General features: G+C 39.9%; 9 protein-coding genes and 1 pseudogene. All 10 read right to left on the bottom strand.

Annotation, left to right across the window (positions count from 1 at the left end):
* Positions 1-5: 5 nt before the first annotated feature.
* Positions 6-1,490 carry a glycoside hydrolase family 28 protein gene (locus G7051_RS11420; RefSeq protein ID WP_166200405.1) on the bottom strand — a complete coding sequence of 495 codons (1,485 nt, stop codon included), beginning with the start codon at positions 1,488-1,490 and terminating at the stop codon, positions 6-8.
* Between the two features lie 790 nt (positions 1,491-2,280).
* On the bottom strand, positions 2,281-3,108 hold the full coding sequence (locus tag G7051_RS11415; RefSeq protein WP_166200403.1) for a hypothetical protein: 828 nt from the start codon (positions 3,106-3,108) through the stop codon (positions 2,281-2,283).
* A 6-nt stretch (positions 3,109-3,114) separates the two neighbouring features.
* Entirely contained in the window at positions 3,115-5,253 is a 2,139-nt protein-coding gene (locus G7051_RS11410; protein ID WP_166200401.1) for a DUF4450 domain-containing protein, read from the bottom strand.
* 2 nt (positions 5,254-5,255) lie between these two features.
* Entirely contained in the window at positions 5,256-6,500 is a 1,245-nt protein-coding gene (locus tag G7051_RS11405) for a glycoside hydrolase family 105 protein (RefSeq protein ID WP_166200399.1), read from the bottom strand.
* Positions 6,501-6,569: 69 nt separating this feature from the next.
* Positions 6,570-7,829 (bottom strand): rhamnogalacturonan acetylesterase, encoded by a 1,260-nt coding sequence (locus G7051_RS11400; protein WP_185154984.1) that lies wholly within the window; start codon positions 7,827-7,829, stop codon positions 6,570-6,572.
* A gap of 12 nt (positions 7,830-7,841) precedes the next feature.
* Positions 7,842-8,153: an L-rhamnose mutarotase gene (gene rhaM, locus G7051_RS11395; RefSeq protein WP_166200397.1), complete on the bottom strand. Its 312-nt coding sequence runs from the start codon at positions 8,151-8,153 to the stop codon at positions 7,842-7,844.
* A 21-nt stretch (positions 8,154-8,174) separates the two neighbouring features.
* Positions 8,175-8,861 carry a rhamnogalacturonan acetylesterase gene (locus G7051_RS18310; RefSeq protein ID WP_255493375.1) on the bottom strand — a complete coding sequence of 229 codons (687 nt, stop codon included), beginning with the start codon at positions 8,859-8,861 and terminating at the stop codon, positions 8,175-8,177.
* A 69-nt stretch (positions 8,862-8,930) separates the two neighbouring features.
* Positions 8,931-10,325, bottom strand: a pseudogene (locus G7051_RS18305) (glycoside hydrolase family 105 protein); the annotation flags it as partial.
* Positions 10,326-10,410: 85 nt separating this feature from the next.
* Positions 10,411-12,468, bottom strand: coding sequence for a rhamnogalacturonan lyase (locus G7051_RS11385; protein ID WP_166200393.1), 2,058 nt, complete (start codon positions 12,466-12,468; stop codon positions 10,411-10,413).
* Between the two features lie 144 nt (positions 12,469-12,612).
* On the bottom strand, positions 12,613-14,583 hold the full coding sequence (locus G7051_RS11380) for a RagB/SusD family nutrient uptake outer membrane protein (RefSeq protein ID WP_166200391.1): 1,971 nt from the start codon (positions 14,581-14,583) through the stop codon (positions 12,613-12,615).
* Positions 14,584-14,593 lie beyond the last annotated feature (10 nt).

The following is a 14,593-nucleotide window of genomic DNA, read 5'->3' as shown; positions in this document are numbered from 1 at the left end:
AGACTTTAAAATTCTGTGATTTCACTCAATTCGGCTTTAAAGCCATCTACATTGTGCAAAACGTAAGGCTCTACCCCTTTGGCTACTTTAGCACGATAGTTTATCAATCGGATATTCTCTGCATCTTTTATCCACAACGATGGTCGATAATCTTGTTTCATAAAATTAATCTGCACATTATTCAGTTCTATATTTTTAGCATGGCGGATAAAGAATCCCGAAGCCGGAATGGTTCCGAACATCCAAGGCTCAGGATACAAAGCCTCATTTTCGGGAGGCAGTAATTGAGCATCTTCTTTTGTTCCGCCTCCTTTATACAATATTCGAATATTACTCAATTGGACATCATTGATCTGATGATCGGGCACTCCGCTTATTATGCTTGCATAACGAGAATCGGCATTATAAACATTTACATTACTGATCGTTACTCGTGAGATATTGCCCACAGGCGTTCCCTTAGGGCTTCTTAAACGAGAGCCTAAACGCAAGAAGAAAGGAGCATTTACAATATCACGCATAGTAATGTTGGTGATGGTAATATCTTCGAGACTTCCACCGTCTACCGATTCGAGAGCCAAGCCTCTGCATCGTTCAAATATACAATTCGAAATGGTGATATTTTTGAATCCCCCACTCGATTCTGTTCCGAATTTTATACGTCCTGTTACATATCCCTGATCGGGAGCTTGTGGCTCATCTCGTTGAAAAGAAGCATCCAACATCGAACCTTTATCGAATCCACTTACAAAGCAATTGGTTATAGTCACATTTTCGGTATCCCGAAAAAAGCCTAATACATAGCTGCTTTTCAATACGATAGCATCGTCCCAAGGGGAATTTACCGAACAATCGGAAATACGTACATTGCGGCAACAATCGATATCGAATCCATCGCGATTGGTATCTACTTTTACATTACTGATCGTCAGGTTATCAACGCCTGTGGCAAGCAATGCAAAGTGTCCGCAATTCAGCATCGAAACATCTTTAATAGTTACGTTCTTACATAGTTTCAAACTGATTGCTTTGTTTCCAACTCCGGGTAAGCGGCTTTCTTCACGGGTTAAGCCTTGCCCATTTATTAAGCCTTGTCCGCTTATCGTAATATTTTCGAGACCTATACCCCAGATCAGACTGTTTTTCCAATGACTGTGTCCAAAGTCCTGAAACTGATTGTGGATATTCTCCTCAGCCAAATCATAACCACTGTCTTTTTCGGGATATGCAGCCAAAATAATCGCCCCTGCATCCAAATACAGATGTATATTACTCTGTAAACGAATCGAATAACTCGCATACGTTCCTGCAGGAATAAAAACGGTTCCGCCTCCATTAGCAACGGCAACCTCAATCGCCTTGTTTATGGCAGGAGAATCTATTTGTTTTCCATCCCCTTTTGCTCCGTAATCACGTACATTATATGTTGATGCAAACAAATTGCCAACAAGACTGAAGAGAGTAGCAAGGATGAATATATTTCTTTTCATATCTAATCAATAGTTACAAATTACGGGTTACAAGTCTGTTTCTTGAAAAAGTGACATATCTTCTCAATGGCAACATTTTCTACACAATCTACACAAAAAGGTTACAGTCTGTGTTTATTTTTTGTCACTTTTAGTAATTTACTAAAGCACTACATATCAACAATAAAGCTCATAAAAGATTACAAAAGTGACAAAAGTGACACTTTTTCAGCATCTATTTTTTCCGTCTTCTTTTTTCGATGTAATCAGCTATTATATAGATAAATAAAACAAAATCTATAATAATCAGTAGTTGATTATAGGAAACGTTCTATTAAATTGTCTTTTTCTACGCGCAATCGAAGATTGCTTGTATCCCTTTTGCCCAAAGCCGCAAAAGGAATCAAAAAGGCTTTGTGCTGCGTGGCTCGCCTGTCTGACTAAAGCTTGCAGGCTAAACTAAACTTATTGCCTTGCGGCACGTTTAGTTTTACGCCTGCTTTGCTTGTCAGCCAACGGCTGGGGCTCTGATGCACTGGGGCTGACGCACGTAACGACTATCGTCCGTAAGGCTACTGACCTTGCCGGTTGCACGGGGTACCCGATGTGGGAGAAAAGCGTAAAAAAACAAAAAGAAATCAAAGTCAAATGTATTTTTTTGTTTTCGCTTTCGAAGCACGTATCGGGTCGGGCAAAGAGGCACAGTCTTGATCTTTTGTTTCGTTTTGCATCAAGGCAAAATGAAAGACAAACCCAAAGGGTGCGTCAGTAAAAAAGCATTTATTACTAACAATAAAGGCTACTGACAGCATTATTCACCAGTTTCCAAAGGCATTAATCTGAAAGTCCTCAACTCATCTGCATTTCCGTACATCGTATGATGACGAGACAGATTCCAAAATCCATCTTTGGGTTTACCTTCGTTATTATCGTAATCAATTACCGCCCAACAGAGACCGATTAATTTATTGGCATACAATTCGGATTCGACCGAAAACTTACTACCCTTTGGCGAAGCATAATCAAATGGTGTTATATAAAATTCGAGTGTCAGTTTTCCGCTTTCTCCTTCTTTAACATCATATTTATAGGCATAATCCGAATAAGGCTTTTCTTTCAGCCATTGCTGAGGTCCCCAATACATACACCAATCGTCTTTCTTTGGAGGTGTATAAATATGGTAGTTTTGAGCCTGCCGACCGTGAAACAATTCCCACGCCTGTTCTTGCGTAATATCCTTGAAAGGGTAAAACTTATCGATAAAAAGTCCTCCTGAACGATCTCCATCGACTACGACTTCAAAAATATCGACCATCAGATCATCTCTCGAAAACGACCAGTAATTATCATAGGCTTCGTATAGAAAATACAAACGATTTTCGCCTTCCGACCAGCCTACTTTTACCTGAATATCCAAAGTTGACTTATTGGGAGAGGAATATTTGTCCTCATCTTCGGTCATCTGATCTATTCCTATCGAATAACTAGCCGGAACGATATCCCAATCATGCGTATTACCATCAATTCGGGGTATTTTATCGGAAGGGAAACAGAATACCTTAAATACCATCGGCTCTGTTTGCCCTTGTACCCGACAAAACATAAAAACAAGTGTATATCCTAACAACAGCCATTTCATAAGCCACTATTTCTTTTGAGATTCTTCTTTGAAAAGATCAGGCAACATAAAATGATTAAAATCTACATTTTCGTTTTGTTTATAGACACAGAAATATTCTTTCTGACCGTTAATCAAAGGTAAAGAAGCAGCTAAAGCAGGCGAATCGGTTTTCTTTCCCGAGTCAAAAAACGCTTTTGGTGACTTTTGTACATGGGCATCCGACAAACGAATATCTGATGTTGCGGGCATTACTGCATTCACAGTTTTCAATCGCATACTTTCACCATGATATAAAGTAAAAGCTGTATGCTCGACGCTGAAAACATTGTTACGGCAGTAGATCGGTTTTAACCTCCCATGTTCGTTTTCAGATAATATTTTGCCATAAGCACCTCCATACGACCAAAACAGATTTAGGTTCTGAGGAATAGCCACAGGATTCACTTCTATTACTATACCGTCCGATTGAGAGAGTGAAATAACTGTTATAACCAATTTTCCTTTTCCCAATATCGGGTCGGATAGCGTATAAACTAACGATCTGTTATCAGATTGTTTCACATCTATTTCTTTAAAATCACCCAACCATCTACTGACTTCTGCACCTATAATACCAAACTTCAAATTGCCACCCATTTCGGGAAAATAGAAAGCTAATTCGGGGTGCTTATCCAATAGTATTTTAGCGTTATTACTCTTTCCGTTTAATTGATATGGAAAAGGAGCATTACCTACTATATTTATCGGATAATTTACATGGGTACTATTATTTATAGATATGGGACTGTTGTCTTTTGCCCTGACATCTATATTTTGAAATCCGATATTTTTTGCAAAGGAGATACTTCCCAATGTCTCTACATCCCCTTGAATATTATCGAAGTGGAAATTTTGCATAAAGGCATCTTTGCTTCCTGATATTTCCAGAAATTTCCGGGAATCTTTTATCCGAATATCCGAAACATATACATCTTTAAAAGATGGAATACCTTTCTTTGGATCTACTTTCTCCAACATCTTCACCCAATGATCGGGCAAAGGCTTGTTTTTGTATTCTTTAGGTAAAGTAGAATAACTATAAGCGGGATTCCAATTGACATTGGCTTCGAAAGCAATCTTTACATCCTCCAATTCTACATCTCGGATATAGATATGCTCGGTAGTTCCGCCTCTGTTCATTGCCGATTTTAATCGGATAGCTACATTCGTACCTTTTGCTTTCAATCCCTCTGCTAAAATATATCGAATACCTCCCGATGTTTCGCTGCCACACGTCAGTAATCCACCACCTGCACGAGACAGGCAATTGCGAATTACGACATATTCAGTGGGACGATTTACCCTCAAGCCATCGGCATCCCTACCCGATTTGAGGCAGAAATTATCATCGTTACAATCAATATCGCAGTTCTCGATCAGTATATAGGACGAAGAATCAACATCAACTCCATCGGTGCTGGGTCCATGTCCTCCTACATTATTTTGAACTACTACCCCATCGACAGTACAAAACGAAGAATAAAGCAGTTGAATAGTCCAGAATCCTGCCTGTTGAAAAGTGAGGTCTTTAACCGTAATATCTTCAGAATTGGATATCAATAATGTACGGGGACGTTTACAATCATAGTCGATAATCCAGCGTAAGCCTTTAGCTTCGTATCTCTTACGCATTTTCCAATACGCATCCCAAAAGACTTTACCTTGTGCGTGTATGATGCCCGAACCGCTCAGCATTACACTTTTCTGATCCAAAACATTTATTAAAGCCGAAGGCCAACGCATTTCGATACCTGCCACTCGTGTATCTATTTCGGGGTAATCTTCTATATCGGTACTTCCTAAAAGCACGGTTCCCTTCGGTATTTCAAAATTCACCCCCTCTTTCAGATACAAAGCCCCCGATAAATATTTCCCCTTGTCGAAAGTAACAATTCCTCCTCCTGACGAAGCACAGGCGTCTATCGCTTTTTGAATGGCTTTTGTATTTAAGGTCGTTCCATCTGCTTTTGCTCCATAATCCACCACCTTAAAAACGGCTATATTTTTGGGCTGTTGTCTCGCTCCTACCTTTTTAGTCCACGACATATCAGAACCCGGAGTGAATGCACTTACACTAGGTATCATCAGATAAACAATATATAAAAAGCAGATAAATTTCTTCATATTTATTGTTTCTTGTTTCTCTTGCTCAGTTTCAGTATTTCAACACCTGCATCAATAATCAAGCCTAAGCCGTGTTTTTCGTTTTCACCTACAGGACGGCTGTAATAAAAGGGCAAATCATCGGTGATACCTGTTCCGACACATACATTTTTGAAGTGTCCGTTTTCGGTTATCTGGTCTTTTTTCAGTGCATTCCATCCCAATTGAGCTATTCTCATGTAAGTTTCATCAAACCAACCTTCATTAATGGCTTTGGCTATTCCATAGACATACATGGCTGTTACCGACGACTCATCGTATGATTCGGGTTTATCCAATAATTGATTCCACATTCCGTTTTCATTCTGATAACGTGATGCTCCCACAATTTGCTTTTCCAGTAAATCGATTAACTGTTTTCTGCCTTCGTAATTTTTGGGTAACACATCCAATAAGCGAACCAATGAAACGGTAATCCAACCATTGGCACGTCCCCAAAATGCAACTCCGTTACGATTAAGATCGGTATAATAACAATGATAAAACAGTTGTTTTTCGGGGCACCACAGGTAATCTGAAATATTGATAATCTGACGGGTTGCTTCATCAAAGTATTTCTTATCGCCCGTTTGTTTTCCCATCTGAGCCAGAAACGAAACGCTCATGTATACATCGTCAGCCCAAACAGTCATCTCACGGGGAAAGGTGCGACACAATGTGCCATCATCTAAACGGGTCTGATCTTGCATGATATGCTTTGCTGCTGCTTCGAAATATTCTTTGTACTGCTTTTTAGAATCGTAGTTATATACTTCGATAACGGCAGCTCCCATTGCTCCGCAATCGTCCAGTTCTTTCATATTCCAAAGCTGACCGAAAGGCCAATGCCAATGCTTTCGGTCGTTACGGAATGTATTTTTAAAATACTCGTAATTGGCAAATCCGAATGCGACATGATTCTTTGCATAGTTGATATACTTGGGGTCATTGAGATACTCGCCCAGATTTATCATACTCATATCCAACACTCCATTCGAATAATGCCATTCGGAGAGTGGACTTTTAAACCTCACATCTTCGCCTTTAGGTATTTCTTTGGTACTGTTGTATGTTTTACCTGTTGTCACTCCTACAAATTGAGTAACAGGCTCTTTCAATATATTATCGGCTACCGCTCTTATGCATTCTTCATCGGTACGTTGTTGAGAAAATACCGTTACAAACGTTAACGAAAGAATCCCACATACAGTTAATAGTCGTCTTTTCATATAGATATTATAAGTTTAAGGTCACAGACCTGTTTATTAATTCAGCATACAATTATTGCAACCTTAATTTCAATCGGGTTTAATAGTCGAAGAAAAAGGTGTCAATGGAATATGAAATGTATCGAAAGCATCGGGATGAGCAGGATTATAATTTCGATATCCCTTTTTGATGTATTTCTTAATAGGCAGATTCGATTCAATTATACCCTTGATTATGCAACGTGCAATCTCGTACCCTCCATAGGGATTGAAGTGTGTATTGTCCTCCAAGGCTTTATCCTGATCGGGAAATGTTCCGGCAGGATAATGTACAAATGCCTTTTTAGAACCTTCTACTCCCCACGCTTCATAAAGCTCTTTGCTCATATTATTGAGATTAATCAGAGGAACGTTTTCTTCTTTAGCCAACAATCGAACCGCATTGGGATACTCGCCGTGCGTATTGATTACTTTTCCGTTTTCATCAAAACTTCGGCGGTGCATAGATGTTACCAGTACAGGATTTGCTCCTTTTTTACGAGCTTCATCTACCAAGTATTTCAAGTCACTTGTGTAGCTTGCGTAGGGGCCTTTACCCTCGCCTTTTTGTTTTTGATCGTTATGTCCAAACTCTATAAACAGATAGTCACCTTTCTTGATTTTGGTTAATAGTTTAGCAAAGCGCTTAGACGAAACAAACGTATTGGCCGCCTCACCCGATTCGGCATAATTGGCAATAGCCACTTTGGATGTAAAGAAAAGCGGAAACACCTGCCCCCATCCGCACCACGGTTCGTTGGCTTCGTCAACGACGGTTGAATTTCCTGCTAAGAATAAGGTTATCAGATTATCTGCTGATTTTATTTCGATACTTTGCACTGATGGATTGTCACCATTAAATTCGAGAGTAAGTTTATTATCCCAAATAAGTTTGCCTATTTCACGAGGTTTTATTTTGACTGATTCGGTTTCCGAAATCTTTGTATTACGGATATTTATAGCAAATTCATGTGTAATAAATTCACCTTTTTTTGTCTCAATGTTTTTGAGCATTAATCTACGAGATTCCGCTTTTACAGTAGTTCTGCTCGGGACATCCTTACTACCTAATACAACTTTCACCAGATAGTTTCCTTCGGGAACATCTACCGAAAAAAAGAATGGCTTTCCATCATTCGGATGTGTTCCTAAATCGTAGCCGTAGCCTCCTTCCTTATACATATGATCGGAAGCAACAGAAACAAAACCTTTCTGATGCTTATCTCCTGCCAGATTAAACTTGTAATCTACTGCCATATTAGTACTTACTATTCCAAATAAACATAGAACTATTATAAGGGCTGATTTCATTCTCTCTATTACTTATTTCAAATAAAAAACCTCTTTCAACGATTTCGACACAGGCGAATTATCGGGATTGGTTTCCATAATATCAGCCATATATGCCCACCATTTCTGAACAACAGGATTCTCTCCCAACGATTGGGAAGAACCTCCCTCCACCTTTTGAGAAGCATACAGAACATTGGTTTCTTCATCCCAATAAATACTATAATCGCTGATACCTGCTTCTTTAAGAAGAGATTTTAATTCATCCCATATTTCGTTGTGACGTTTTTCATATTCAGCCTCTTTTCCGGGCTTCAAGTACATTTTAAATGCTTCTCTTTTCATAGCCACTATTGTATAAGATTGTTATTTTCTAATAATATATTTTTGCAGTCCGAAATCGGGTAAAGCCACCAGTCCTTCAATAACAGATTGTCCATTCATCAAAGCTCCGTCACGAGTAGTATGCACATTGTCTTTATACAATTCTTTTACTTTTACTTGACCTAAAGCATCGCATTTTTGTGCTGTAAGATCATTCAAATCTATAAACGGGACATTCTCTTGTGCTGCCACCTCTTTTGCCCATTTGGTATATGTTTCGGTCATACGGTTCATCTTGCCATCTGTCCACTGATTCGATGGTGTAGGGGATAATACCACAGGGTAAGCTCCTTTGGCTTTTGCCTGACGAATATAAACACGCAGATAATGACCGAATGTATAGACTGTTTCGGGTCCTCCGTTTCGTTCCATTATTACGGTTTCCGATTCGTTACCAATACTTTTGAGTGATGCTCTGGCGCGACCCGTATTTAACGGACCTCCGTCGTTATGTCCGAATTGTATAAACAAGTAATCTCCTGTCTGAATGCCCGGCAATACTTTATCCCACAATCCTTCGGTAAAAAATGTACGGCTACTTCTTCCGCCTAAAGCATGGTTCTCTACAGATACTTTTGTTGTATCGAAGAATTGTTCGAAGAAGCTTCCCCATCCCCATTGATCGTTATCGCCGTTTCCTTTTCCATTTTTAACGGTAGAGTCGCCAATCAGAAATAAAACGGGTGCTTTTGCATTTTTACGTGAACTACCGGATACTATGTCTTGTGGACGTGAAGGATCGCTAACACTGAAAATGGGAGCAGTAGTATTTTGTTTATCTGAGTAATATTGCACTGCACTGTCATTCATTTTCGGATAGAAATTATTCAATAAATTGATAATCTCAGCTCCTGCCAATAATACAGGTCCATAACCATGTGCAGCGTATACGTTGACAGGACGATAGTAATAAAATGCCGGATCAAAAGCCATACCTGTACCTACACAAGTACCTTCGACCTGCCCTTCGCTGTTTATTTGGGTAGATACCGCATGCCAAGCCAGATTGGCTACAGGCGCATAAGCGATGGCATCGATCCACCCTTTGTTGACGGCTCGGGCAATACAATAGGCATAAATAGCTGTTGCCGATGTTTCGAGATACGAATCGTTTCGATCCAACAGTTGATGCCAGAAACCATCACCCGATTGATAGGATGTCAAGCCTTTTACATGCTCTTTTAATTGAGCCAGCACTTTTGATCGTTCGGGATGATTAGTGGGCAATACATCCAACACTTCAACCATGGTGAGTAGTGCCCACCCGTTTGCCCGTCCCCAATGGAAGGCAGGGTGCTCTTCGGACGATTCCACCCAACCGTGCATATATAAGCCTTTCTCTTTAACAAACATTCGTTTCGAAAACTGAAGTATCTGCTTTACCGCCTCATTGTAATATTTACTTTCGCCTGTGAGCTTACCCATTTGAGCAAGAGCAGGAATACTCATATACATATCGTCGAGCCAAAGGGTATTCATTTGTGGGCGTTTACGGGCAAATGTACCATCATAGAGACGGTATTCGCTATACATGATATAGTTGATATAATTGTCGATAAGCGGACGAAGATTATATTCGGATTTAGTTTGCTCCAACTTAATCATAGAAGCACACATTGCCCCTGCATCATCCAAAGCATGAGGTGTGAGCATTTGCTTCATCTGAGGATCAATCACACCGTAATCGTCCATCAGTTTTTTGAAATGAGGTGCAACATCCGACAGAAATTTAAACCTGTCGTTCACATAATCGAAATAGCGTTTGTCGCCCGTAGCAGCTGCCATTTCCAACATCCCCGAATAGGTAACTCCCCACTCGTAACTAGCCAAACGGAAAGCACCTTTTTCGAGTTCGGAGTTGCTATCCATTTTTGAATAATCGGTAATTACTTTCCTTGTTTTCTTGTCGATTACATTGGTGGGAGTGGATACCTCGAGATAAGACAAAACTCTATCTAACGATTTCTTTACTTCATCTTTTGAGATCATCCCGTAAGGAACTTTATAATCGGGAGCCAATAGATGCAAAGGTGTAGTAGAATCGTTTATTTTATCCTCTTTTTTCTGAGCAGAAATAACACCACTTATCAATAGGAAAACTAAAAGCGAGAGTATATTCAAAGTGTATTTCATGGTCTTCGTATATTTATTGCAAAATAAGGTCTTCAAGTCTTTACGAAACATGGAAAATTATTCAATTACATAGAATTTAAGGCTTCTATTTTGTTTTTACTCCTAAGGTTACATAAACAGAATCTGAGAATTGATAACCTCGATAAGTAACTGCTAATTGTATAAGCGTACGCTTTCTCAGGGGAATATCTTTTGATGTTACCAACCTACTGCGACTCTCTCCACCTATCGACCACAAGTAACTGTCATAATTCATCCCTGCATCCAATAACAATTCGGTAGCATCGGTTACAATTTCTTTTTCGCGAAATATCTTACCCAGATCAGCACCCATATAAAATCCGGGTTGCGTAGGCTGATTATAAGCTACGTTTTGAGTTGCCATGCTTATCCTGTAAATCGGGTCTTCCAAGAATGTATGGAAACGATATTCGGTAGGATATGTAGACACATACAATCTCAGGTTGTTATTATCTTCGGTTCTCAATAAAACCTCTTCACGCCAATCGCCCACAATATCGCCTTGTATGGCAGGTGTTGCTTTTGTTCCATTGTTCGAAACACATCCTTCGGCAGTAAGCAGGGTTTGAAATCCGCCGTTCTTATAATCGTATTTCGTTATTTTGTTTTTATCGAGCAACTCACGAAGTAAATCCCCATCCCACCAACAAGCCATATTTACCGATATGTCTTGCATAGCAGTATCAATCACCTCGCCTTTTATATTCCGGATGCCTTTGGACTCCCACGACCACATTTCAACTCCGGGATAATTGGGGTCGATATCAGCTGCCATACATCGACCTACATCCGTAGATGAAGGTACCTGAAACAGTATTTCGCCTGTTCGTGCATCACGGTAAGTAGAACCATCCCGTTTATTTTCGTGGCAATCCCAAACTTGTAATCCTCCTCTTTTCGGGTCAAAAACGGTCAGATGGATAGCATCACCGTGTCCTAATTTAGTATTATACAGGCCTGTCCCATCGTGATCTATGGCACACGATCCGTATATAATTTCGTCGCAACCGTCTCCATCCACATCACCTACTCTGAGGTTGTGGTTTCCCTGTCCTGCATACGACTCATTACCGGGAGTATTCGAATCGAAAGTCCAGCGTTTCGTTAGTTTTCCATTTCGCCAATCGTAAGCAACCAAAACGGTGCGTGTATAATAGCCTCTACACATGACTACACTTGGATGCTCGCCATCGAGATAGGCAATAGCCGCCAAATACCGATCCATGCGGTTTCCCTTGTCATCGCCCCAACTCATTAACTCACCTCTGGGCGGATCGTAAGGAAGGGTTCCCATCGCCTTGCCTGTCTCACCATTGAAGATGGTCAAGTACTCATTTCCCGATAGCATAAAACCATCTGAATTTCGAAAGTCCAACTTTGCATCTCCTATAATATTACCCAATCCGTCAACCGAACCATCGGCGGTTTTCATTACTATTTCGGCTTTGTTATCCCCATCCAGATCATATACCATAAACTGCGTATAATGTGCCCCTGCACGGATATTTTCACCGAGATCTATTCGCCAGAGTTTAGTTCCGTTCAGTTTATAGCAATCAATAAATACATTGCCTGTATAACCCTTGTGTGAATTATCATGCGCATTAGATGGATCCCATTTCAGGATAATTTCATATTCGCCGTCACCATCTACATCACCGATACTGGCATCATTGGGCGAATAAGTATAGGCTTGTCCATCGGGAGTAACCCCATCTTTAGGTTTATCAAGTGGAATATTTACATAACCCACAGGGGCATTTGCAGGAAGGGTATATTTTTGTTCTTCTTTCTCAATGCCTTTTGCAAATGATTTTATTACATAAGTTTGCTCACTGCTAGAAGCTGTTTTGTCTTCAAAGAAAGTCCCTTCGGTTATTGGTTTATCATTTATTTTAGTTCCGTTTCGATAGATATTAAAAGATATATCCATAGGATCGGACGAAAGATAACGCCAACTCAGGAAATTTGTTTGATTATCTTTCTTCACAACAACCAATCCTCTATTGAACTTCTCCCGTTTAAGCTTTGTATAATCGTAATTGGGCTGTGCCAAAACTGACAATGTAGAAACCATGAGAAACAAGCATACAACAAAGTATAATAATTTATTATTTTTCATATTTTCAGGTATTTCGATTTTTTTCTTGGTAAAAGACAAAACTAAGTCCTCTTATAATTTTCGGACTTAGTCTTGCCTGAGATTTTCAAGATTGCAAACCTTTCTATTGGTTCACCAAAAGATAAGAATAAATATTTTATCTACTTAATAACCCGGATTTTGCATGGCTTGTTTTTCTTCTCCGCTCAATGGTTTACCATTCTTATGAATAGCATCTAAAAAGGCTTGAGGTATAGGACGAAGATTGTGTACACCTTCTTTCGGGTTTGTATCATCGTTAAAGACTTTAGCTCTCGTAACCAGAGTCTTTGTTCTTGAGAGATCTTCCCAACGCAACAATTCTCCGACAAGCTCTCTTGATCTTTCGTTCAAGATAAAATGAAGGAATTTTTCAGCTTGAGAGGATGCTCCGACTTCTGTATAAAATTCTTTTGTCGAATTGAATATATCAGTTGTACTATTCAGATGCAGTGCCGATAATGAAGCCGTAGTTGTTACCGGTATGTTATTAGACTCATAGTAAGAATTTATTTCCGAATAAGATGTATACTGTGCTGCGTTAGCTACGGCATTATTCTTATAGGCTGCTCCTCCATCCGAGTAAACGGTTCGGTCTTCACCCTCTTTATAAGCTGCTCTGTCTCTCACTGCATTGATATAAGGTAATGCCGCATCGTATTGACCTTTGCGTCCATAGGATTCGGCTGCAATAAGATAGGTTTCGGCCAAACGGGCTAAAATCCCATCGCGACAACCAAATTGTGATGCTACCGAGATACGCGATCCATCTAAAAATTTGCTCATTGTCACATAGCGGCTTGTTGTATAATTGCCATGCTCGCTCATTAAATTGGGGGAGTCTCCGTCGAAATAACGTACAAACATGTGTGGGGCACGGTATTTAATATTTTCGTCTGTATACCTTTTATCTCCTGCATTATTTACGATATACAGAATCGATTGCTGCCCTCCTGCAAAACGAGGTTTTCCTACAAGTTCGGGCTTAGGTGCATATTTAGCCTCCCAAACCGGAGCACTTGCCGGTTTATTACAAGAATAACTGGTTTTAAACGATTTCCAGAATCGAGAATCGTTCACCCGGTCAAACACATCCATGGAGTAATCGGTAGTTCTCATCCTCTGAAATTCACGACCTCCGGGAATATCGCGTTGCATTCCTGCCAAGTTTTGATAAATCGAAGGATAGTACAGATGCACTTGGTTTCCATAGCGCCCCTGTGTTGCCGTATTATTGGAGAACTCTGCTGCCAGAATAATCTCGGGTAGTTTTTCATTTGCACCGTTAACCGTTGTATAATTCCACAATTCACGGAAATCTTTGGCTAACGAATGTTTTCCACTATTGATTACTATATCTGCATATTTGATGGCATTGTCCAGATCTTCATTTTTTGTCGCTGAATTCCAATCACTGTAAAGCTCGCTGGCACGGGTAAGATAAGCTTTTGCTAAAAAGTGAGCTGCCGCCCATTTAGTAAGACGACCTTGTTGGGCAGGTGTAGCGGGCAATAAATTATAGGCTTCGGTAAAATCCTTAATAATTTGGTCGAAGACCTCGGGTGCTGTATTTCTGCCAAATTCAAATTCGACAGTCACAGAAGGTTCCAGTTTGAGAGGTACTCCGCCAAACTGCCTCACCAGCTTAAAATAATCGAAAGCTCTCATAAAATGACCTTCTCCTAAACGTGTATCCCGATTGGGTAGATTTCCGTAATATAAAGGCACGTTTTTTATCAGAATATTAGCACTGGCGATATTGCTGTACATATTGTCCCAGACATTAGCAGCATATACATTCAAAGAATTTAAACTGGCATCGTATGTGTTCCACATCTGTTCCGAACGGTCTCCTCCGACCGAAAATTCGTCAGTACCGTAATTGGTGGTAGCGTAAGCCCAATTATAATTAAAATGAAATCTGAGTCCCTGATACATTCCAGTTGAGAGTCCGTCTAAACCTTCGGGTGTTTCAAAAGACTGCAAACTCAATGATGTTGTTAACTCTTCATCCAAAAAATCGGAGCAAGACGGCATCAGAACAACCGTAGATGTTGCGATTATGCAACAGTATACTATATTTTTTATATTTTTCATGCTTTTCTCT

The organism is Dysgonomonas sp. HDW5B (assembly GCF_011299335.1).
GTDB lineage: Bacteria > Bacteroidota > Bacteroidia > Bacteroidales > Dysgonomonadaceae > Dysgonomonas_A.
The sequence above is the reverse complement of the archived record's forward strand: the minus strand, read 5'-3'. Positions and strand labels throughout refer to the sequence as shown.